Annotated in this window: 21 protein-coding genes; 16 read left to right on the plus strand and 5 right to left on the minus strand. The window is 43.6% G+C overall.

The genetic code is table 11. From position 1 onward, the window contains the following. Positions 1-41: 41 nt before the first annotated feature. Genes pheS through NPE20_RS17245 form a run of 3 tightly spaced genes read left to right on the plus strand, consistent with a single transcriptional unit; the run spans position 42 to position 2,075 of the window. Positions 42-1,076 (plus strand): phenylalanine--tRNA ligase subunit alpha, encoded by a 1,035-nt coding sequence (gene pheS / locus NPE20_RS17235; RefSeq protein WP_256539929.1) that lies wholly within the window; start codon positions 42-44, stop codon positions 1,074-1,076. Continuing rightward, the gene (locus NPE20_RS17240; RefSeq protein ID WP_256539930.1) at positions 1,077-1,490 is read left to right on the plus strand and encodes a Rieske (2Fe-2S) protein; all 414 of its coding nucleotides are present in this window, start codon (positions 1,077-1,079) and stop codon (positions 1,488-1,490) included. A gap of 3 nt (positions 1,491-1,493) precedes the next feature. Continuing rightward, positions 1,494-2,075, plus strand: coding sequence for a TetR/AcrR family transcriptional regulator (locus tag NPE20_RS17245; RefSeq protein WP_256539931.1), 582 nt, complete (start codon positions 1,494-1,496; stop codon positions 2,073-2,075). Positions 2,076-2,086: 11 nt separating this feature from the next. On the opposite strand, the gene NPE20_RS17250 is transcribed toward NPE20_RS17245, so the two are convergent. Beyond that, on the minus strand, positions 2,087-2,794 hold the full coding sequence (locus tag NPE20_RS17250) for a hypothetical protein (protein WP_256539932.1): 708 nt from the start codon (positions 2,792-2,794) through the stop codon (positions 2,087-2,089). A gap of 111 nt (positions 2,795-2,905) precedes the next feature. Here NPE20_RS17250 and NPE20_RS17255 point away from each other — a divergent pair, with 111 nt between their 5' ends. The 7 genes from NPE20_RS17255 (at position 2,906) to rlmD (ending at position 8,799) form a co-directional block, all read left to right on the plus strand. Further along, on the plus strand, positions 2,906-3,538 hold the full coding sequence (locus tag NPE20_RS17255) for a hypothetical protein (protein WP_256539933.1): 633 nt from the start codon (positions 2,906-2,908) through the stop codon (positions 3,536-3,538). After that, the gene (locus NPE20_RS17260; protein WP_229704710.1) at positions 3,535-3,840 is read left to right on the plus strand and encodes a winged helix-turn-helix domain-containing protein; all 306 of its coding nucleotides are present in this window, start codon (positions 3,535-3,537) and stop codon (positions 3,838-3,840) included. Before NPE20_RS17255 ends, NPE20_RS17260 begins: the two co-directional genes overlap by 4 nt. Before the next feature lie 52 nt (positions 3,841-3,892). Beyond that, complete coding sequence (creD, locus tag NPE20_RS17265) at positions 3,893-5,248, plus strand: cell envelope integrity protein CreD (RefSeq protein WP_256539934.1); 1,356 nt, start codon at positions 3,893-3,895, stop codon at positions 5,246-5,248. Positions 5,249-5,314: 66 nt separating this feature from the next. Further along, positions 5,315-6,067, plus strand: a complete 753-nt coding sequence (locus NPE20_RS17270) for a ferritin-like domain-containing protein (protein ID WP_256539935.1) — start codon at positions 5,315-5,317, stop codon at positions 6,065-6,067. Positions 6,068-6,092: 25 nt separating this feature from the next. Then, entirely contained in the window at positions 6,093-6,530 is a 438-nt protein-coding gene (locus tag NPE20_RS17275; protein ID WP_256539936.1) for a hypothetical protein, read from the plus strand. Between the two features lie 308 nt (positions 6,531-6,838). Continuing rightward, on the plus strand, positions 6,839-7,264 hold the full coding sequence (locus tag NPE20_RS17280) for a hypothetical protein (RefSeq protein WP_256539937.1): 426 nt from the start codon (positions 6,839-6,841) through the stop codon (positions 7,262-7,264). A gap of 110 nt (positions 7,265-7,374) precedes the next feature. Further along, positions 7,375-8,799, plus strand: a complete 1,425-nt coding sequence (rlmD, locus tag NPE20_RS17285; protein WP_256539938.1) for a 23S rRNA (uracil(1939)-C(5))-methyltransferase RlmD — start codon at positions 7,375-7,377, stop codon at positions 8,797-8,799. 368 nt (positions 8,800-9,167) lie between these two features. Here rlmD and NPE20_RS17290 read toward each other — a convergent pair whose 3' ends face one another. After that, complete coding sequence (locus tag NPE20_RS17290) at positions 9,168-10,136, minus strand: NAD-dependent epimerase/dehydratase family protein (protein WP_256539939.1); 969 nt, start codon at positions 10,134-10,136, stop codon at positions 9,168-9,170. A 174-nt stretch (positions 10,137-10,310) separates the two neighbouring features. On the opposite strand from NPE20_RS17290, the gene NPE20_RS17295 reads away from it, so the two are divergent. Genes NPE20_RS17295 through NPE20_RS17305 form a run of 3 tightly spaced genes read left to right on the plus strand, consistent with a single transcriptional unit; the run spans position 10,311 to position 13,898 of the window. Beyond that, the gene (locus tag NPE20_RS17295) at positions 10,311-11,492 is read left to right on the plus strand and encodes a formimidoylglutamase (protein ID WP_256539940.1); all 1,182 of its coding nucleotides are present in this window, start codon (positions 10,311-10,313) and stop codon (positions 11,490-11,492) included. A gap of 52 nt (positions 11,493-11,544) precedes the next feature. Then, on the plus strand, positions 11,545-12,717 hold the full coding sequence (locus tag NPE20_RS17300; RefSeq protein ID WP_256539941.1) for a TlpA disulfide reductase family protein: 1,173 nt from the start codon (positions 11,545-11,547) through the stop codon (positions 12,715-12,717). 50 nt (positions 12,718-12,767) lie between these two features. Beyond that, positions 12,768-13,898 (plus strand): redoxin domain-containing protein, encoded by a 1,131-nt coding sequence (locus NPE20_RS17305; protein ID WP_256539942.1) that lies wholly within the window; start codon positions 12,768-12,770, stop codon positions 13,896-13,898. A gap of 155 nt (positions 13,899-14,053) precedes the next feature. Here the strand turns inward: NPE20_RS17305 and purD are convergent, their stop codons facing one another. After that, positions 14,054-15,328 carry a phosphoribosylamine--glycine ligase gene (purD, locus tag NPE20_RS17310; RefSeq protein WP_256539943.1) on the minus strand — a complete coding sequence of 425 codons (1,275 nt, stop codon included), beginning with the start codon at positions 15,326-15,328 and terminating at the stop codon, positions 14,054-14,056. 226 nt (positions 15,329-15,554) lie between these two features. Here purD and secA point away from each other — a divergent pair, with 226 nt between their 5' ends. From secA to NPE20_RS17325, 3 genes are all read left to right on the plus strand, one after another. After that, positions 15,555-18,863, plus strand: coding sequence for a preprotein translocase subunit SecA (secA, locus tag NPE20_RS17315; RefSeq protein ID WP_256539944.1), 3,309 nt, complete (start codon positions 15,555-15,557; stop codon positions 18,861-18,863). A gap of 127 nt (positions 18,864-18,990) precedes the next feature. Beyond that, entirely contained in the window at positions 18,991-19,467 is a 477-nt protein-coding gene (locus NPE20_RS17320) for an SPOR domain-containing protein (protein WP_256539945.1), read from the plus strand. Next, positions 19,460-20,644, plus strand: coding sequence for a M20 metallopeptidase family protein (locus NPE20_RS17325; RefSeq protein WP_256539946.1), 1,185 nt, complete (start codon positions 19,460-19,462; stop codon positions 20,642-20,644). Before NPE20_RS17320 ends, NPE20_RS17325 begins: the two co-directional genes overlap by 8 nt. A gap of 244 nt (positions 20,645-20,888) precedes the next feature. Here NPE20_RS17325 and NPE20_RS17330 read toward each other — a convergent pair whose 3' ends face one another. Next, positions 20,889-21,341 carry an SRPBCC family protein gene (locus NPE20_RS17330; protein WP_256539947.1) on the minus strand — a complete coding sequence of 151 codons (453 nt, stop codon included), beginning with the start codon at positions 21,339-21,341 and terminating at the stop codon, positions 20,889-20,891. Positions 21,342-21,353: 12 nt separating this feature from the next. Then, entirely contained in the window at positions 21,354-21,605 is a 252-nt protein-coding gene (locus NPE20_RS17335; RefSeq protein WP_256539948.1) for a hypothetical protein, read from the minus strand. Positions 21,606-21,656: the final 51 nt, after the last annotated feature.

Consider the following 21,656-nt stretch of genomic DNA (forward strand, 5'->3'; position numbering starts at 1 on the left):
CTGTTATATTTGTAATTATAATTTTTGAATAAAAGATACTAATGCAATCTAAAATAGATCAATATACTGCCGAAATAAAAGCTTTCACTGCCGCTAAAGCGGATGAACTGGAAGCATTTCGTATAAAATTTTTAGGTACTAAGGGTTTAATAAAAGATCTTTTTGAGGAGTTTAAAACCGTAGGCCCCGAAGAGAAACGCACCTTTGGTAAAGTACTTAACCAATTTAAGCAGTTTGCCGAAGGCAGGTATAACGAGATAAAGGAAAGTCTGGATGCTGGTCCGCAGGCTAAGGTATCGGATATCGATTTGACTTTGCCGGGCGATGGGTTTGAGATTGGTTCGCGCCACCCGCTATCGCTGGTGCGTAACGAGATCATAGATATTTTTAAACGCCTTGGTTTCGTAGTTGCCGAAGGGCCGGAGATTGAAGACGACTGGCATAACTTTTCGGCACTGAACTTCCCGGAAGAACACCCGGCAAGGGATATGCAGGATACTTTCTTTATCCGTAAGGGCGAAGGTAAAGATGATATCGCTTTGCGCACCCACACCTCATCGGTACAGGTAAGGATGATGGAGAATGGTAAACCACCGTTCCGCGCTATTATGCCGGGCCGTGTTTACCGTAACGAAGCGATATCTGCCCGTGCGCATTGTTTTTTCCACCAGGTAGAAGGTTTGTATGTAGACGAGAACGTATCTTTCTCTGACCTGAAACAAACGCTGTATCACTTTGTGCAGGAGCTTTACGGCGAAGGTACCAAAGTTCGTTTCCGCCCGTCGTACTTTCCGTTCACCGAGCCATCTGCCGAAATGGATATCTCTTGTACCATTTGCAAGGGCTCGGGCTGTAACATGTGTAAATACAGCGGTTGGGTAGAAATATTGGGTTGCGGTATGGTTGACCCTAACGTTTTGGAAAACTGCGGTATCGACAGTAAGAAATACACCGGCTTTGCTTTTGGTATGGGTATCGAGCGTATCACCAACTTAAAATATGTGATAAAAGACCTTCGTTTATTCTCGGAAAACGACGTACGTTTCTTAAAGCAGTTTACAACAGATATTGCATAGATGAGGAAGATACTGGCACCGGTTGTTATTAGCATGTTGTTTTTTAGCTGCGGTAAAACCGTAGGCGTTGTGCCAAATGTGCCGGTAAACGTTAAAATTGTAAAAACAGATCCACGATATACAACGCTTAATGCCGCCGGGGGATATGCTTATGTACCTGGAGCTGGTGTTGCCGGTATTATTATATACCGCCAGGTTGATGGCTCTTATACCGCTTATGACCGTTGCAGCAGCTATCAGCCCGAAAAATTATGTGCCATTACGGTTGATGATACGGGCTTTACCGCCACCGACCCTTGCAGCGGCGCAAAGTTCTCACTTACAGATGGTAGCCCTGTTAAAGCCCCTGCTACTAAATATCTTAGATCATACGTTGTAAATACGTCACAATTTGAGATATTTGTTTCAAATTGATGAATGGAAGCCGATAAAATTAAAGATAGTATTAAGCGGGCAGCGCAGGATCTGTTCCGGAAATTCGGTTACCACAAAACCAGCGTAAACGAAATAGCCAAGCGCGCCAAAATTGCAAAAGCTACCATCTACAAGTATTTTGATAGCAAGGAAGCCCTTTTGCATGTTTTGCTGATGGACTATATTAAGGTGAGCGTTGACGAACTGATCAACACCAACACGCCCGATATGGACGAGGAAGCCCACCTGAGCAACCTGATCATGAAAACCTGCCGCTTATCCTACACCGTTTGTAACGAATTTATAGGCTGGGATTTTATCCGCGAAAGCACCAACTCACAAGATTTTTTAAAGAACCTTTCTAACGAACTGGAAGAACTGCTGGTGCATTCATTTACCCAGCTGGCAGGCATCCGCAAGCACGAAACCTATCAGCAGCGCATCCGTTTCCTCATTAAATGCAGCAAAAGCATTGTGTTCAGCTTCGCGTTCACCTCGGTAAGCGATAGCGATGTACGTAAAAACTTTGTATCCTTCCAGAAAGAGATCTTGCCTTATTTGGTGAAGGCGGCATTGCAGGTTTAAGCAATTAAATTTTAAAAATACACAAGGCTCGCTTGCTTATCCAGTTCGGCATAAGTAAAAATGTCGTATATTACTCTTGATAACAGTCTTTTAATGGAAATAGCATCTTTGAAGTACTCCATATTGTATTTGTAAACTAATTTACTGCCTGTTTGGTTCAATCCAAATCCTAAACCGCTGAATTTATTTAAAGGGTTTTCGTCTTCGTCGTCTTCAAAAAGGTACTCGACATTTAATGCACTTTTTACATCGATTGAAATACTTAAGATATCTGTTTGTAGTAATTCAAATGTGAAACCAAGATTATCCTTAACATTTAAATAAATGATAAAACCGTTGTGTCGCCCGGCACGAATATTAAATATGGCATCATCTACTTTTTGATCGTCATATTGAGGTTTAGCATTCGATTCATTAAGTTTCTTTAACTCGTCATTAACTTCAGCAATCACTTTTTGATAATACAGATCGATATCTGGACTGTCTTTTCTGAACTGTTTATACATCTCCAGTTGCATTTCTAATTCCATTTTCTTATTATAAAATGGGTCTTTTAGTTGCTTAAAGATTCGCAGCTGTGTATTTAATTTAGTTAAAGTCTTGGTATGAATATGAGCATGTAGATATTCAAATTCATCAATATTATCTTTAATGCATTGTTCAATAAAGAGTTTTTCTTCTTGTAACAGTTCAATAAGCTTATCAATATCTGATTGCATAGTAAAGCTGGGTTAACATGCCTGTAATTAACCATAAAATATTAATGAATGAAAATATTTTTTGGAAGTCTAACTTTTATTCCATTACTTTGAACAACAAAGTACTTTTAAGTGAAAGAAAACGAAATACAGGACGAGCTAACATCCATCCGCAGTATGATGGAGCGCTCCTCAAAATTCATTTCGCTAAGCGGCCTTAGTGGTGTGCTGGCGGGAGTTTACGCGCTTATTGGAGCGGCACTTGCTTATAGTATCATATATGGCAGCGGAGGCTTTTTTAGCTATCGCGAATATGTGATGGCCAATGTCGACCGATCGCCTGAAAGGTTAGTCACCTTAATATTGATTGCCCTGGCGGTGCTCATCGCATCGGTGGCAACAGGTATCGTGCTTACCATCCGCAAGGCAAAAAAGAAAGGCCAGCCGGTTTGGGGCAATACCAGCAGGCAGCTTTTGTTTAATATGGCAGTACCGCTGTTTACAGGCGGGGCTTTAATGCTTGTTTTATTAAACCGCGGGTATTTTGGCGTTATAGCTTCGGCATCGTTAATATTTTACGGCCTGGCATTGGTAAACGCAAGTATTTTTTCTTTTAAAGATGTACGTTACCTTGGTATTTGCGATATTTTTTTAGGTTTGCTGGCTGGATTACTGCCGGGTTATGGCCTGCTATTTTGGGCTATTGGCTTTGGAGTACTGCACATTGTTTACGGCAGCATTATGTACATAAAATACGACCGGTGAAGATTCCATTTGAAAAACTTGATAAAGCGTTTGAGAACCGGCTGCGTTTGCAAATAATGAGTGTGCTGGTAGTGAACGAGCGCTACGATTTTAACTCGCTTAAAGAACTGCTGGATGCATCAGACGGTAACCTGGCATCGCACCTTAAAGCTTTAGAGAAAGAGGAGTACATTATGGTACATAAATCATTTTTGGGCCGCAAGCCAAACACTAATTACGAGGCTACTGCTAAAGGCAAACAAGCGTTTAAACAGCACCTGGATGCCTTGGAGCAGATCATAAAAAATCAGAAAACGTTATAACTATATTTTTTTGCCTAATTACTTTGTAATTCAAAGTACTTTTAAATTCACAATGATAGAAGAACAACAAACCGGCCTAAAAGGCATCATGAATTGGTTCAAGGAATCGATCACCGTTAAATTAATTTTTATAGGCTTTTTAATATTGGTGCTGCTTATACCATCATCATTAATAGACGACCTTATCCGCGAGCGTGCCAACCGGCAGGATGAGATGGTAAAAAGCATAGCCGATACGTGGTCGGGCAGTCAAATGGTGAAGGGGCCTGTTTTGGTGATACCTTACCGCAAAACGGTAAAGTTTATTGATGCTGATAAGAAAGAAGCCATGCGCGACGTAATTGAAAACTTATACATACTGCCCGAAAATTTAAAGATAAAGGCAAACGTAAAACCCGAGCGCCTGCACAGGGGGATGTTTGAAACTGTGGTTTATAACTCGTCTATTAAACTAACCGGCAACTTTAGTAAAGCCGACCTGGGAAGCCTGTCGTTATTGCCCGAACAGCTGATCTTAGATAAGGCCCGGCTCGAGTTTAGTATATCAGACCTGAAAGGGCTTAAAAATAACCCTATGGTAAATGCTGCCGGTCAGCAGCTTACTGCCGAGCCCTCGTTTAACGCGCATCCATTATTTAATAGCGGCCTGCAGGCCAATATAAACTTATCAAACGTGTCAAACGGCGCTTTTACCTTTGATTACACGCTCGATTTAAAGGGTAGCCAGGAGTTGCATTTTTTACATTTAGGCAAAACAACCGATGTTGAAGTCGCCGGTAATTGGTCGTCACCAAGTTTTGATGGCCGTTACCTGCCCGATACCCGCCATATAGATACCAGCGGCTTTAACGCTAAATGGCGTATGCTTTATTACAACCGCCCTTATCCGCAGCAATGGGTGGTTGATAATGATTTGCTTAACGATGAAAAGAAACAGGATGATGCATCATTTGGGGTGAAGCTGCGCCTGCCTGTTGATCAGTATCAAAAAATTACCCGTACCAGTAAATATGCCATACTCATTGTATTACTAACGTTTGTATCGCTGTTCCTTACCGAGGTGATCCGCAAAAACAGGATCCATCCGTTTAACTATATCCTGATAGGCGCCGCCATGATCATTTATTATACCCTGCTGCTGTCGTTCTCAGAACAGCTTGGCTATAACATGGCTTACCTGATTGCCTCGGTAGCTACTATCGCGCTGGTGTCGGTTTTCATTTCTTCCCTGCTAAAAAATAAAGGGGCCGCGATCTTGTTCGCGCTCATCCTGTCGGTTATATACATCTTTATTTTCGTCATTATCCAGCTGGAAGATCTTGCATTAATGATAGGCAGTATCGCACTGTTTATTATCACAGGCTTGCTCATGTATTTCTCCCGTAAGATCAATTGGGACAAACAATAACAACCTAAACCTTACCGGCCGGGGCACATAGCGTCGGCCGGTTTTAAAACTAAACATCAAAAAACTATGCATACAAGTTATTACTGGATAGGGTATTTCCAGGCAAATGCCCGCCATAAAAGAGTGAACTGGAATTTAATGCCAACCATTACACAGGACGAGATCGCTGCCATACTGCCATCGCTGCAGGCCTGGCAGCTGGGCGAAACATCAGAAGGGGAACACCTGATAGCGGCATCAACACGTTATGCCTACCGCCTTGGCGACCCCGATTATGTGGATGCTGTTAAGCTTTTTATAAAAGAAGAGCAGAAGCATGGCAATAACCTGGGCAGGTATATTGATAAAATAGGGCAAAAGAGGATAAAAAAGGACTGGGGCGATACGCTGTTCCGTAAGGTGCGCTACTTTAATACCAGCATGGAACTATGGACGCTGGCGGTTATAGTAGTAGAAAGCACCGCCCAGATCTTTTATCAGGCCCTTAAAGATGCTACTCATTGTCGGTTGCTGAAAGATATTTGTACGGATATTTTAATAGACGAAGCCCCGCACATTACTTTTCAAACAGAGCGGCTGGCTATCATATTTGAGGAGAAATCAAACTTCTCTAAAAGCTGGCGTAAAGTGGTGTACAAACATTTCTTTCATGCTACATCGCTGTTGGTATGGCATGCGCATAAAAAGCTTTTTATGGCTGGCGGTGTAACCTTTGATATGTATGTGAAGAAAATGCAGTACAAGTACAACAAAACCATCAGTGCCATAACTGCCCCGCCTGCAGATCATAGGTCCATAATCTTTAGATATGAACACTAAAATTCATCAGCCCTAAACTTATAGTATGAATACAAATTCAATTCTTTATAGCTTAAAAGTATGGCTAACCAGCGTAGGTTTAGCCCCGGTCATGTTTATAATCGTTGATTCCTTCACAAGTGAAAATAATTATTCAAGTGTCATGAATTTCGTGTCCGAGAAAATAACAATATATGCAGCTTGTGTAATATTTGGTGGCATAATTTCTTTTTTTACATGGATGCTTTTTATCCTGATCATTAAAGGGATAATCACTTGCTTTTCGTCATTTAAGCTACTCAAGCAAGTAATAGCCGGAGTAGGCGTTCTGCTAACGCTTGGCACCTTTGCGGTATTCTTTCGGGTATTAGAGATCTTAAATGAACCCTTTTACTTAATAATCTCGAATTGTGTTTGCATTGCAGGGGGATCATTGTTTTATAAACTGGAAATTAGAGAAGAGGTAAATGTCATTGTAGATTAAAGAAAAGAATAATTCAGAATACCGTTTTGGTTTTTGGTATAATAAATACTATGTTTGCATAGTAAAATATTATGTCATGAGTAGGGAATTAGCAGAATTTTCGGACCTGATAGATGAACAATTTGATAAAGAAGATACCGAACCGGATACCTTCTGGAACGATATCCTGAACTTGTTTATCTGAATAGAGCAACATTGCTTGTTATTCGCCAACAATAGTAGGCGGGCTGGAAATACTTTTGCTTAATAGTTTGCTGCTTTGATCTATACGACCCACCCAAACGGATTTAATTAATTAAATCCATCACATGAAAAAAACAATCATCCTTGCAATTGCTGTTATGGCAGTCGCCTGTACCTACCGAAGTAAAAAAAATTATATACTTAGTACAACGGCAAACAGATATAATCACAATAACGGTTGCCCGGTGAAATTGTATAGAGAGTATTATCATGCATTCTCAGGATTTATGACCAGTGGTTTAAATGCGCTCTATTTAACCGATTCTACAAGCTTTAGAATTAACTTAGGTTTGTACGATACCGAGTATGAGCGTATTAATACAACCTGTAAAGGGGACACTTTAAAAATAGAAAAGCTTACTAAATTAGGATATATGCTGTCGGATAAGCCGGATAGTACATATATCAGTTCGATACAATATAGTAAAGACGTTGAAACAAAAATTTATAGTTTAAAAAAGCTCAAAGAAGAGGGGGATTTTGATTATTAGCGATATTCATTGCCGTCCCTTTTAAGGGACGAATCTATAAAGTTTCCAAATTGGCTTTAGCCAAACGCACCCTTCTAAAAATTAATAATTACGTTTAACTTTGCAGCCTGATGAGTAGATCTGCAAAAAAACCTAAGTTCTTTGAGAACGTTACTGTAATTGATATTGCCGAAGAAGGCAAAGGAGTTGGCAAAGCCGAAGATTTTGTGCTGTTTATAGAGAAAGCCGTTCCCGGCGATATTGCAGATGTAGAGGTTTACCGCAGCAAAAAAAGTTTCGGTGAGGCTAAGATCACTAAACTTATTACCCCATCAGAATACCGCGTACATGCATTTTGCGAACATTTTGGTACCTGCGGCGGCTGCAAGTGGCAGCACATGACCTATGATGCGCAGCTAAAATTCAAACAAAAAGCTGTGCACGACGCGCTTACCCGCATTGCCAAGATAGATGTAGAGCACATGGACGCCATCGTTCCATCACCTGCCGACCGCTACTACCGCAACAAACTGGAATATACTTTCTCTAACAAGCGCTGGCTGTACGACGGCGAAAACCGCGAAGACGAAACGCTTGATATGAATGCCCTGGGTTTCCACATCCCCGGTCGTTTTGATAAGATCCTGAACATTAACCACTGCTACTTACAGGCCGAACCATCAAACGATCTGCGTAACAGCATCAACGCTTTTGCCAAAGAAAATGGCATTAGCTATTATGATGTTCGCCAGCATACAGGCGCTTTGCGTAACCTGATCATTCGTACTTCGTCAACCGGCGAAATTATGGTTATCGTAGTTTTCGCTCACGCGGATGAAGAGCAGGTAAACCTGCTGATGAATTATGTAGATGCTGCCTTCCCCAACATAACTTCGCTGTTGTACATCTTAAACCAAAAGATGAACGATACCATTTTTGATCAGGAAGTTATAGCTTGGAAAGGCCCCGAATATATTCATGAAGAAATGCCTGCCGCAAATGGAAACGTAGTTCGTTTCAGGGTTGGTCCCAAATCTTTCTATCAAACAAACTCGATACAGGCCCTGCGCCTTTACGAAATAACCCGCGATTTTGCAGGTTTTACCGGCGATGAACTGGTTTATGACCTTTACACAGGCGCCGGTACCATAGCCAATTTTATAGCCGGCCATGTGCGCGAAGTAGTAGGGGTAGAATATGTGCCGTCGGCTATTGAGGATGCTAAGGTAAACTCACAAATAAACAATATCACCAACACCAAATTTTTTGCAGGCGATATGAAAGATGTGCTGGTGCACGATTTTGTTGCAGAGCACGGCAAACCTGATGTGATCATTACCGACCCGCCACGTGCCGGTATGCACGCCGATGTTGTTGCCCGCCTAATGGAAATTGAAGCCGATAAAATAGTTTATGTAAGCTGCAACGCGGCCACCCAGGCCCGCGATCTGCTGATACTAAAAGAAAAATACGACACCGTAAAAATTCAACCCGTAGATATGTTCCCGCACACCCAACATGTGGAGAACGTGGTATTGTTGAAGTTGAGAAAGTAGACATAGCATTTAATCATTGCCGTTGGCTTCAGCCAACGGATAACAGATAGACTTTTCCGGCTTTAGCTAAATCAAGGAGGTTTGGCTAAAGCCCTTAATATACTTGCTATTCCGTCCCATAAATGGGACGGCAATGAATTGAATTTCCCCAACCTCTTTGCGCAAGAGGATAGAGAGGCAAATAACCTGCTGGTACATTTGAATGGATAGCGTTTAGTCAACTCACCCGGTCATTGCTTCGCTCGACCGCCCTCTCTTCGCCTGCGGCGGAAAGATGGCTAAAAATCCCTTCCCCACCCTCTTTGCGCAGCAGAGAGAGTCGACCAGCGCAGCGATGTCGGGGTGAGTAATTCACCGACCTGCAATAACTAATGCTTCAACGCTGTGCAAATCTCCTTTATACTCTCACTCACCGGCTTAAATTCAAAGCCGATAGCCTTTTTTATTTTATTGTTATCAAACTCCCGGGTTACAGATGCTGCACGGGCGCTTATTTTATCAAGGGCAGGTGCTTTGTCGGTTAAAAAACCGAATAAAGATGCACCACGCCAGGCCAGTTCCATCATCCATGTTTTTGCTAATGTGGTTGGCGCGGGCACGCCCATGCATCCGGCAATTTCTTCAAAAAGCTGTTTGTAGTTACGGTTTTCGGCATTAATAATATAACGTTCGCCGCTAATATCGCTTTCCATCAGGGCTATCATGCATTTGGCTACATCCTGCACATCTACAAAGCCAATAGTGCCCCGTGTGTAAAACTTCAGGCCTTTGCGTACGGTCTCAAATATTTGTCCGCTGCCTGCAGTACCCGCGCTTGCCCCAATAATAATGGTAGGGTTCACTATCACGGCATCCAGGCCTTCGGCAACCCCGCGCCAAACCTCCATTTCGCTTTCCAGTTTTGATATGGCATAACCATCAGTTTCTGTCGACGAATCCAGGTGGTGGTTTTCGGTGATCAACTCGCCGGGTTTAGCCTCGCCCACTGCCGCTACCGAACTGGTATGCACCAACCTAATGCCTTTTTCGTTACATAAGTCGACCAAATTGGCAGTACCCCGCACGTTGGTGCGTATCATGGGGTCTTTATCCGCCTGTTTTAAGGATACAAAAGCGGCGCAGTTATATACTTGGGTTACATCTTCGAGTGCTGCTTCCAGCGCGGAGGCATCCATCAGGTCGGCATCAGCCCATTCAATTTTTGCAGCATAAGGCTCCAATAATTGGGGAATGGTAGACGATGCACGTTTGGTGCAACGGATACTGTTCCCGCGAAGGATAAGTTCTTTTGCTAATTCGGCCCCTAAAAAACCTGTTGCACCTGTAACTAAAATCATATGCAAATGTGATAAATAATGTGCGGATATGCAGATGTGCAAATATGCAAATAGAAAAAATGCCGCAGGCGTTACCATCCTTACAAAAACATCTGCACATCTGCATATTTGCACATCTGCAAATCGTTTTTTTCTGCACATTTGCACATCTGCATATTCGCACATTTATAACATATGTCCTTAGCCGATTTTTTTACCCCCATCGATCTTAAAAAGATCACGCCAAAAAATGGATATTTTACCAGTCAGCTGGGCGATAAGATCGAGCATTATTCGGTTGATTTCCCCGATCTGGAACAAAAAACGGATATCGCCATTATTGGTGTGCTTGACGATCGCAATGCTATAAATAACGCCGGCTGTGCTTTAGGACCCGATTATGTACGCGAAAAATTATACTTATTGCACGAGGGGGCCTATACTACTAAAATAGTTGACCTGGGTAACATTGCCCGCGGCGAAACCGTTGTTGATACCTATTACGCCTTAAAAACCGTGGTAGAAGAGTTAATAAAGAAAGATATTATCCCCCTTATAATTGGCGGCGGGCAAGATCTGACCTACGCCCAGTACCTGGGTTATGGAGCCCTGGAGCAAAAGGTAGACCTGCTGGTGGTAGATTCGCAGTTTGACCTGGAAGAGGATGGCCTGCACGAAACCATCGAAACAACCTCGGCATCGTACCTAAACAAGGTATTCCTACATGAGCCTAATTACCTGTTCAATTACAGCAATATGGGTTATCAAACCTACTTCGCCAATCAGGATAGTTTACGGGTGATGGATAAGCTTTATTTTGATGTTCATCGACTGGGCGAGCTAACCTCAAACATAGCAGTGGCCGAGCCCATTATCCGCAATGCTAATATGGTGAGCTTTGATATGGGCGCCATCCGCTCATCAGACGCTGTAGGGAATGCCAATGCCAAACCAAACGGTTTTTACGGTGAAGAAGCCTGCCAGATTTGCCGCTATGCCGGTTTTAACGATAAACTAACTTCCATTGGTTTCTACGAATTTAACCCGGCTTATGATAGCAATGGCCAAACCGCCATGCTGTTATCGCAAATGATCTGGTATTTTATTGATGGCTTTTATAACCGCAAGCGCGATTTTCCGCTCAACCCCAAATCGCAGTACCTGATCTATAAAACCAGCCTTACGCATGATGAGCACGAATTGGTGTTTGTAAAAAGCAAAAAGAGCGATCGCTGGTGGATGCAGGTGCCATACCCAACCGGCGGCTCCAAAAACGAACGCTTCCATTTAGTGCCCTGCCGTTATGAAGATTACAAAACAGCCGTATCCGGCGAAATGCCCGACTTATGGTGGCGCACTTACCAAAAATTAAACTAATCGGCAATTCATTAGGCATTTACACGTTATTGATACTTTACTAATAATTTAAATGAAGAAATTCTTTTTTATCATAGCGGCCTTTTTGCCGGTATTTGCATTTGCCCAAAACGCGCAGCCTTTTACTGTAAAAAGTAAACTAACAAATATCACCGGCCCGGCTAAAGCCTATTTAGTTTATTACCTGGGCGCTAATAGCGTAACAGACTCCGCGTCTATTGTTAACGGCGAGTTTAAATTTGATGGCGTAATAATGGATCCGGTTATGGCATCCTTATTTATCGATCATAAAAATGTGGGGTTTGCAAAGTATATAGATCAGAACTTTCCGGATGGCGGCCCTTCAAAAACAGCCGATGGCTTAAGCTTTTTCCTGGAGAAAGGTAACCTTACCATTACCGGGAAAGATTCTATAGCAAATGCTGATATTGCGGGTTCGGCTATAAATGACGATAATAAAAACCTGAAAGCGCAGCTAAAGCTAATTATAGATAAAGCACAAAAGATTAGGGAGGAAACCAGAAAGGCATCTGCCGAGCAGCAACGCTCAGCAGCTTTCCAGAATGCTACACAGGCTAAATACACGGTACTGCAGCAGGAACAAAAAACAGTGCTGAAGAATTTTATTACCACACACCCAGCCAGCTATATCAGCTTACTAGCACTGTCAAGTGTTAGCGGGCCAACCCCGGATGCTGCCGATGTTGAGCCATTATATAACCTGCTTTCTGCCGATCTGAAAAACTCTGAGGGGGGTAAGCAGTTAAAAATGGCTATCGACGCGTTAAAATTAACCGCTATTGGCGCAACCGCACCAGATTTTTCACAAAATGATGACAAAGGTTTACCGGTGCGGCTGTCATCTTTCCGTGGTAAATATGTGCTGGTAGATTTTTGGGCATCGTGGTGTGGCCCATGTCGCCAGGAAAACCCTAACGTTGTAAAACTGTACAACAAATATAAAGGTAAGGGCTTTACAGTACTTGGTGTGTCATTAGATAAAGCCGGGGATAAACCGGCTTGGTTGGCTGCTATCAAAAATGACGGACTGACCTGGACACAGGTATCTGACCTGAATGGATGGAGTAACCTGGCAGCCAGATTATACGGTGTGCAATCTATCCCCCAAAATTTCCTGATAGACCCGCAGGGGAAAATTGTTGCCAAAGGCCTCCGAGGCGATGACCTTGATCAAAAACTGGAAGAATTGCTGGGCAAGATTTGATTTATCAGTTATTAAATTGATATTAGGCGTTTAAAAATAGACAACTCATTATGAAAAAGATACTTTTAAGCGCCATAGCGCTTTTGCCCGTGCTGGCTTTTGCACAGAATACAAAGTTTACCATACAGGGTAAAGTTGGCGTAGCAAGCGCCCCGGCCAAAGCCTACCTTCAATACCGTAAGGATGGTAAGACAGTTATAGATTCAACCGTTTTAAAAAATGGTGAATATACATTTACCGGTGATGCAGGCGCGACACCTACACCAGCCTACGTTTTAATAAACGAAAAAGGATCGGGCATGAACACCACACGCGATTACAAATCTGTTTATGTAGAGCCGGGAACTATCACCCTAACAGGTGCCGACCTTGTTGCAAAAGCAAAGGCCGATGGTACAAAAGCAAACCGCGAGAACGAGGTTTATCACACCGCCATGCAGCCTGTTAACGATGGTTATGCCGCTATGGAAGCAAAAGAAAAGGCTACCCCCGAGGCCGAACAAAAAACTGAGGAGTATATTAAACAAAACAAGCTGGCCGAAAAAGCCATAGAGGCTCAGGAGAATGCCATCAATAAAAAGTTCATTCAGGAACATCCTGATTCTTACATCAGCCTTAGCGTATTGCAATCATTTGCTTATGGCGCCGACTATGTAGATATAGCGCCATTATACAACGCACTTTCTCCGGCAATAAAAGCATCGGCAGCGGGTAAAGAGTTTGGAGCGTTAATGCCTAAATTAAAGGCCGTTGCCCTGGGCGCGACAGCACCTGAATTTGCCGAGGCGGATACCGCCGGTAAAACGGTTAGCCTTGCCTCATTCCGTGGTAAGTATGTACTGATAGATTTTTGGGCATCATGGTGCGGCCCTTGCCGTGCCGAAAACCCTAACGTAGTTAAAGCATATAATGCTTATAAAACTAAAAACTTCACCATTTTAGGTGTATCGTTAGATAGGCCAAACGCAAAAGAGGCATGGTTAAAAGCTATCCATAAAGACGGCCTTACCTGGACACAGGTGTCCGACCTGCAATTCTGGAAAAGCAAAGCTGCCGATCTTTACGCGGTACGTGGCATTCCTCAAAACTTTTTGATAGACCCTAACGGTAAGATCATCGGCAAAAACCTAAGAGGCGATGACCTGGAAGCCAAACTGGCTGAATTGTTCGGGAAGATATAATTTTTTGAGTCATTGAGTCATTACGCTAACGCGCAGTCAGTGAGTCATTCGATTTTAAATACAAAAGGCGAGATTGCATTTGCAACCTCGCCTTTTGCTTTGTATTAAACTATGCAATGACCCAATGACGCGCCAGCACAATGACTCAATGACTTTTACAATAAGTCGAACCCTATATCTTTTCTGAAATACACGCCGTCGTAGTAGATCCGTGCGGCATCGGCGGTTGCTTGTTGCAGGGCATCAAACATGTTATCTTGTAAGCTGGTAACAGCTAACACACGGCCGCCAACTGCTTTTATATCCTCGCCAACCAAAGTTGTGCCTGCATGGAACACATGCGAATCGCGTACGTTTTCAATCCCGCTGATGGTTTTATCCTTCAGATATTCGCCGGGGTAACCGCCTGCAACGCAAACTACAGTTGCGGCAGTTTTATTAGAGATGACAAGCTCCTTTTCGTTCAAATTACCTTCGGCAACGCCTAATAGCAAGTCAACAAAATCCGATTCGATACGCGGCATAACGCTTTCCGTTTCCGGGTCGCCCATGCGGCAGTTATATTCAATAACCCATGGCTCGCCGTGGGTATTCATTAATCCAATAAAAATAAAGCCTTTGTAGGGGATGCCTTCTTTTTTCAAACCCTCAACAGTAGGGATAATAACCCTTTGCTCTACCTTCTCCATAAAAGCGGCATCAGCAAAATGCACCGGCGAAACCGAACCCATGCCACCTGTATTTAAACCGGTATCGCCTTCGCCAATACGTTTGTAGTCTTTGGCTTCGGGCAGTATCTTGTAGTTGGTACCATCAGTCATTACAAAAACCGAAAGTTCAATTCCCTGTAAAAATTGTTCAATCACCACTTTAGAACTGGCATCGCCAAATTTAGCTTCGGTAAGCATCTCCAGTAACTCCTGGCGGGCCTCCTCTAAAGTAAGGCATATTAAAACACCTTTCCCAGCTGCAAGTCCGTCGGCTTTTAAAACAACGGGCAGGCCTGTTGTGGCCAGGTAGTCAAACCCTTCCTGCAGGGTATCGCGGGTAAACGTGCGCGATGCCGCGGTTGGCACATTATTGCGTTGCATAAATGCTTTTGAATAATCTTTGCTGCCTTCTAATTGCGCGCCTTCCTGCTGCGGGCCAATAACGGGGATGCTTTTCAGCTGCTCATCGGCCAGGAAAAAATCGTGAATCCCTTTTACCAGTGGTTCTTCGGGGCCAACCAATACCATTTTAATATCGTTAGCCAAAACCAGGGCTTTGATGCCTTCAAAATCGGTAACCTTTAAATTAACATTAGTGCCATACTGGCCTGTACCGGCATTACCGGGCGCTATAAAAAGCTTATCGCATTTTGGGCTTTGAGAAATTTTCCAGGCGAAGGCGCTTTCCCTTCCACCCGAACCAAGGAGCAGGATATTCATACGGGCAAATATAGTGTTTTGATATGCAGATGTGCGAATGTGCCGATATGCGGATTATAGAACGGCTAAGTAATTAAGTCATATAGCGGCCAGATTAGCGAATTTAACATCATTTGCACACCTGCACATCCGCATATTTGCACATTAATCCTATCTTTGTATGTCAAAATGACTTTAAAATTGCACTGGCGCAATTATTGAGTTTGGTGCATTATATAAAAATAATATGTTAGATTTTTTCAGTAAGCTTTTTGGAAGCAAATCAGAGCGAGACGTTAAAGGCCTTATGCCGATAGTTGAGAAAGTTAAGGCTGCATATGCCAAGCTTGATCAGTTAAGTAATGATGAGCTTAGGGCCAAAACCATAGAATTTAAAGAGACCATTGCAGCCGGCCTTGCCGGAATTGACAGCGAGATACAGGCTATTAAAACCCGTACCGAAACTGAATTGAATATGGAGGTAAGCGAAAAAGTTACCCTGTATACTCAATTAGATAAGCTGGAGAAAGACCGCAATAAGGAGCTTGAAGATATATTGATGAATATTTTACCTGAGGCTTTTGCCGTAGTAAAAGAAACATCGCGCAGGTTTGCCGAGAACAAGACCATTGAGGTTACCGCTACACAGTTTGACCGTGAATTGGCTGCCCAAAAAAGCAATGTTATTATAAAAGGCGACCAGGCTATTCACCATAATACATGGTTGGCTGCCGGTAACGAGGTTACCTGGAACATGGTACACTACGATGTACAGTTGATAGGTGGTATTGTATTACACCAGGGTAAAATTGCCGAGATGGCAACAGGTGAAGGTAAAACGCTGGTAGCTACGCTGCCTGCTTACCTTAACGCGCTTGCCGGCCAGGGTGTGCACATTGTAACTGTGAATGATTACCTGGCACGCCGCGATAGCGAGTGGATGGGCCCATTATACGAGTTTCATGGTTTGGCTGTCGATTGTATTGACAAACACGAGCCAAATTCTGAGGAACGCCGTAAAGCGTACCTGGCCGATATTACCTTTGGTACCAATAACGAGTTTGGTTTTGACTACCTGCGTGACAATATGACACGCAGCCCGGAAGAACTGGTACAACGCAAGTTGCATTATGCCATGGTGGATGAGGTGGATTCGGTATTAATTGATGATGCACGTACACCATTAATTATATCAGGCCCGATACCACGTGGTGATGAGCATGAGTTTTATGAGCTGAAACCACGCATAGAGCGTTTGGTTAACGCGCAAAAAGCTTACGTTAACGCGGTTTTAAACGAAGCTAAAAAAGCTATAAACGAGGGTAACACCGGTATTGACGATGGCGGCTTAGCATTATTGCGTGCACACCGTGCATTGCCAAAAAACAAAGCCCTTATTAAATTTTTAAGTGAAGGCGGCAACAGAACGGTTCTGCAAAAAACAGAGAACCACTACATGCAGGATCAGGGCAAAGAAATGCCAAAGGTTGATTCGGAGCTGTTCTTCATTATCGATGAAAAAAATAATTCGGTAGAGCTTTCAGAAAAAGGTATCGAGCTGATAACCGCATCGGGCGAAGATCAGGGCTTCTTTGTAATGCCTGATGTAGGTACCGAGATCGCTAACATCGAAAAATCTGACCTTCCGGCAGAAGAGAAAATTGCCCGTAAAGATGAGCTGATGCGCGATTTCTCTATCAAATCTGAACGTATCCACTCGGTTAACCAACTGCTTAAAGCATATACTTTATTTGAAAAAGATACCGAGTACATCCTTGATGAAGGCAAAGTAAAAATTGTTGATGAGCAAACAGGCCGTGTATTAGATGGCCGCCGTTACTCTGATGGTTTGCACCAGGCTATCGAGGCTAAAGAAAATGTTAAGGTAGAGGACGCTACACAAACCTTTGCTACCGTAACGCTGCAAAACTACTTCAGGATGTACCACAAGCTTTGCGGTATGACGGGTACTGCCGTTACCGAAGCAGGTGAGTTTTGGCAGATCTACAAACTGGATGTGGTAGAGATACCAACCAATACGCCAACCAGCCGTGCAGATATGCAGGATTTGGTTTACCGTACCATCCGCGAAAAATACAATGCCGTTGCTGACGAAATTGTGAAACTAACCCAAGCCGGCAGACCGGTACTGGTGGGTACAACATCGGTAGAGATCTCGGAATTATTGAGCCGTATGCTTAAGCTGCGCGGTATTAAACATAACGTACTGAATGCTAAAATGCACCAGAAAGAGGCAGACATTGTTGCCGAAGCTGGTCAGGCTGGTACCGTAACCATTGCCACCAACATGGCAGGCCGTGGTACGGATATAAAATTAGGGGCAGGTGTAAAAGAAGCCGGTGGTTTAGCCATTGTAGGTACCGAGCGCCACGAATCGCGCCGTGTAGACAGGCAGTTGCGTGGTCGTGCCGGTAGGCAGGGTGACCCGGGTTCGTCTCAGTTCTTTGTATCATTAGAAGATAACCTGATGCGTTTATTCGGATCAGAGCGGATCTCTAACCTGATGGTACGGATGGGTATCGAAGAGGGCGAAGTGATACAGCACTCTATGATCTCAAAATCAATAGAGCGTGCACAAAAGAAAGTAGAAGAAAACAATTTTGGTATCCGTAAGCGTTTGCTGGAGTATGATGATGTGATGAACTCACAACGTACCGTGATCTACGCTAAACGTAAGAACGCCCTGTTTGGCGAGCGCCTTGATGTTGATTTGAGCAATACCGTATTTGATGTTATTGAAGATGTGGTAACCGAATATAAAGAAGCCAACAACTATGAAGGCTTCCGCTTAGAAGTTATCCGTTTATTCTCGATAGATACGGAACTTACTGCCGAAGAGTTTTCAAATACCAACATCCCAACTTTGGTTGATAGTACCTTTATAGAGGTTAACAACTTCTACAAACGCAAAGCCGAAGCCGTTGCACAACAGGCATACCCTGTGTTGAAAGACGTTTACGATACACGCGGCCAGTACGTGGAAAACATTGTAGTGCCTTTCTCTGATGGTATCCATGGTTTACAGGTTTCTGTTCCGCTTAAAAAGGCAGTAGAGAACAAAGGAGTGGAAGTGTTTAAATCATTCGAAAAGAATGTGACCCTTTACCTGATCGATGATGCCTGGAAAGAGCATTTGCGCGAAATGGACGAGTTAAAGCAATCTGTACAAAACGCGGTTTACGAACAAAAAGACCCGCTGTTGGTTTATAAGTTCGAAGCCTTTGAATTGTTCCGTCAGATGTTATCAAACGTGAACAAAGAGCTGGTTAGCTTCTTGTTTAGAGGAGGTATCCCGGTTCAGCAGGAGCCCGAGCAGGTACGTGAGGCAAAACCTCAGCCGAAGCTCGACCTGAGGAACATGCGTACTTCAAAACCCGAGCTGGTAAGCGAATCTAACGGCATGCCGATGGAAGATACCCGCGAAATACAAAAGCCAACCCCTGTAAAGGTTGAGCAAAAAATAGGCAGGAATGACCCTTGCCCTTGTGGTAGCGGCAAAAAATACAAGAACTGCCACGGCGTAGGGTTGAATTAAAAAATATAAAAGTCATCCTGAACTTGTTTCAGGATCTCTCAGGACGGTTGACCACTATGCAATCGACTTTGCGAGTGGGATGCCGAAACAAGTTCGGCATGACAACGTTTGTTGAATAAATACAAAAATGAAAAAAGCAATGTTTGATAATAAAGCTCCTGTAAGCCTCATCAAATATTGCTTTTTTTTTGTGCTGATACTGGTCTCGGCCAAAGCATCGGCACAAACCACCCGCGGCAAGGTACAGGTAGTGGCCCCGCCATTGTTTGATACCCTTTTAGCTAAACGTGCCACCCTTGGCAAAGGCAGCGCTGGCGGTAGTAGCACGGCGGGTTATTCCTCATCATACGGCTACCGTGTGCAAATTTACAGCGGCAGTAGCCGCAGTGCGGCCTTTAACGCGCAGGCAAAGTTCAATAGAGAGTTTCCCGAAATGCGTACCTATATCATTTATCGCGAGCCAAACTTTAAAGTAAGAGCCGGCGATTTCAGATCGCGTATTGAGGCCGAACGTATGAAGGAAGAATTGAAATCATTATTCCCGGCGATGTTCATCGTATCCGAAAAAATAAATCCACCCAAAACGGTTATCAGCAATGATTAAAGAAAAGATCCAGCAGCTATCAAAAGATATTTTTAACGATGTAGTGGCCAACCGCAGGCACTTACATTCGCATCCCGAGCTTTCTTTCCACGAGGTAGAAACATCAGTATTTGTAGCAAATAAACTGGAAGAGCTGGGTCTGGAATATCATAAAATGGCTGATACCGGTCTGGTCGCTTTAATAAAAGGCGATAAGCCGTCAAACCAAGTGGTGGCCCTGCGCGCGGATATGGATGCATTGCCTATTACCGAAGCAAACGATGTTCCCTATAAATCACAAAACCCGGGCGTAATGCACGCCTGCGGGCACGATGTGCATACCTCGTCGTTGTTAGGGGTAGCCAAAATATTAACCGATCTTAAAAGCGAGTTTGGCGGTACTATAAAACTTATTTTTCAGCCGGCAGAAGAAAAACTGCCAGGTGGTGCAAGCCTCATGATAAAAGAAGGCGTACTGGAAAACCCAAAACCTGCCGCGGTTATCGGTCAGCACGTTATGCCGTTGATAGATGCCGGTAAAGTTGGTTTCCGCGCGGGTAAGTACATGGCCTCTACAGATGAGCTTTATGTTACCGTCAGGGGTAAAGGTGGGCATGGCGCGCAGCCACAGCAAAATGTTGACCCGGTTATTATCACCGCGCATATATTAACAGCCCTGCAAACAATTGTAAGTCGTTCTGCCGACCCTAAAAGTCCGTCGGTACTATCATTTGGAAAAGTGATTGCCAACGGCGCCACCAACGTTATACCCAACGAGGTGTACCTGGAAGGTACCTTCCGCACCATGGACGAAAAATGGCGTTCTGAAGCCCATATCAAGATCAAAAAAATGGCCGAAGGTATTGCCGAAAGCATGGGGGGGAGTTGTGAGTTCAATATTATGAGGGGTTATCCTTTCCTGATCAACGAGGAAAAATTAACCGCCCGCACCCGTGGCCACGCCGAAGATTATTTAGGTAAAGAGAATGTGCTCGACCTGGATATCTGGATGGCGGCAGAAGATTTTGCCTATTATTCGCAAGTGGCAGATTCTTGTTTTTATCGCCTGGGTACACGTAACGAAAGTCGCGGAATTACCTCTTCGGTACATACCCCAACGTTTGATATAGAAGAAAGCGCATTGGAACAAAGCGTTGGTCTGATGGCTTACCTTGCCGTTAAGCAGTTGGGTAATTAATTAATAGCTAATGGTGATGATACAGGAAATGACCACCATTTTTGATAAATAGCTTCATGCCGTCGCTCGGCTCCAGCCGGGTGACCATTATTACAGGGCCTCCGGCCGAATTTTTATTACACTGCGGCGAGACGCCGCTTAATACATGTCACTCAGCTTGAGCCGAGCGACTACAAAAGGTATATTCATTGCCGTTGGCTTTAGCCAACGGATAGCCTGCCATTATAGCGGCTTTAGCCGAAAATTACCCCTTCTCTGCCATTTCTTTTATCACCAGATTTCGCTTTAACAGTAAGTTATTCATATACTTTTTCAGGAACAACCAGTTAGCCAGTTTACCCAACAACCCAAGCGGCGATTCAAAAGTAAACTCATCCCGCATGATGGTTTGCTTATCATCCCCGGTAAAATAATGTTCGTGGCGGAAACTTTTAAATGCTCCTGCTACCATTTCATCAGCAAAGAAAACAGGGAAATTAAAGTCGGTTATTTTTGAAGTAAGATTTTGCCAGATGCCGAAATGTTTAGCCCGCCAGGTTACGGTTTCGCCCGACTCAATTAATCCGCTGGTGCGGCCTGCAATAGCTTGCTCGCCGGTGTGTTTGGTGGATGCTACATGTATGTCAATATCCCGTGCAACGTCAAAGCAGCGCTGCACAGGGGCGTTGATGTAGGTGTGGAGTTGGATGATAGGCACGCAGATCTGTTATTATTTCACTAAAGATCTTAGAAAAGTCATGCTTGCCTCGTTGTCGATATTTTCTACTAACTTGTTATCTAATTCTAAAATAAAGGCTTCGGCCGCAAGCCCACTTTTCACGATAAAAAGATCCTGCAATAAACTTGAAATTAAGTGCCAATCTTCGCCATTAATATCTTTGCTATTCGCATTCATCCTTGCCCAACCATCAACATCCCCGCCATAATTTTTATATATATTTAGCTTATCAAGTGTGATCATGTTAATTAATTATAAAGGCAATTCATCAGTGTCATCAAAAAACAGTTTTAA

The organism is Mucilaginibacter aquariorum (assembly GCF_024498135.1).
Classification (GTDB): Bacteria; Bacteroidota; Bacteroidia; order Sphingobacteriales; family Sphingobacteriaceae; genus Mucilaginibacter; species Mucilaginibacter aquariorum.

What these genes read in the sequence shown, in the direction of transcription:
- pheS (WP_256539929.1), top strand. Translation starts at nt 42, where the DNA reads ATGCAATCTAAAATAGATCAATATACTGCCGAAATAAAAGCTTTCACT.
- NPE20_RS17240 (WP_256539930.1), top strand. Translation starts at nt 1,077, where the DNA reads ATGAGGAAGATACTGGCACCGGTTGTTATTAGCATGTTGTTTTTTAGC.
- NPE20_RS17245 (WP_256539931.1), top strand. Translation starts at nt 1,494, where the DNA reads ATGGAAGCCGATAAAATTAAAGATAGTATTAAGCGGGCAGCGCAGGAT.
- NPE20_RS17250 (WP_256539932.1), bottom strand. Translation starts at nt 2,794, where the DNA reads ATGCAATCAGATATTGATAAGCTTATTGAACTGTTACAAGAAGAAAAA.
- creD (WP_256539934.1), top strand. Translation starts at nt 3,893, where the DNA reads ATGATAGAAGAACAACAAACCGGCCTAAAAGGCATCATGAATTGGTTC.
- NPE20_RS17270 (WP_256539935.1), top strand. Translation starts at nt 5,315, where the DNA reads ATGCATACAAGTTATTACTGGATAGGGTATTTCCAGGCAAATGCCCGC.
- NPE20_RS17275 (WP_256539936.1), top strand. Translation starts at nt 6,093, where the DNA reads ATGAATACAAATTCAATTCTTTATAGCTTAAAAGTATGGCTAACCAGC.
- NPE20_RS17280 (WP_256539937.1), top strand. Translation starts at nt 6,839, where the DNA reads ATGAAAAAAACAATCATCCTTGCAATTGCTGTTATGGCAGTCGCCTGT.
- rlmD (WP_256539938.1), top strand. Translation starts at nt 7,375, where the DNA reads ATGAGTAGATCTGCAAAAAAACCTAAGTTCTTTGAGAACGTTACTGTA.
- NPE20_RS17290 (WP_256539939.1), bottom strand. Translation starts at nt 10,136, where the DNA reads ATGATTTTAGTTACAGGTGCAACAGGTTTTTTAGGGGCCGAATTAGCA.
- NPE20_RS17295 (WP_256539940.1), top strand. Translation starts at nt 10,311, where the DNA reads ATGTCCTTAGCCGATTTTTTTACCCCCATCGATCTTAAAAAGATCACG.
- NPE20_RS17300 (WP_256539941.1), top strand. Translation starts at nt 11,545, where the DNA reads ATGAAGAAATTCTTTTTTATCATAGCGGCCTTTTTGCCGGTATTTGCA.
- NPE20_RS17305 (WP_256539942.1), top strand. Translation starts at nt 12,768, where the DNA reads ATGAAAAAGATACTTTTAAGCGCCATAGCGCTTTTGCCCGTGCTGGCT.
- purD (WP_256539943.1), bottom strand. Translation starts at nt 15,328, where the DNA reads ATGAATATCCTGCTCCTTGGTTCGGGTGGAAGGGAAAGCGCCTTCGCC.
- secA (WP_256539944.1), top strand. Translation starts at nt 15,555, where the DNA reads ATGTTAGATTTTTTCAGTAAGCTTTTTGGAAGCAAATCAGAGCGAGAC.
- NPE20_RS17320 (WP_256539945.1), top strand. Translation starts at nt 18,991, where the DNA reads ATGAAAAAAGCAATGTTTGATAATAAAGCTCCTGTAAGCCTCATCAAA.
- NPE20_RS17325 (WP_256539946.1), top strand. Translation starts at nt 19,460, where the DNA reads ATGATTAAAGAAAAGATCCAGCAGCTATCAAAAGATATTTTTAACGAT.
- NPE20_RS17335 (WP_256539948.1), bottom strand. Translation starts at nt 21,605, where the DNA reads ATGATCACACTTGATAAGCTAAATATATATAAAAATTATGGCGGGGAT.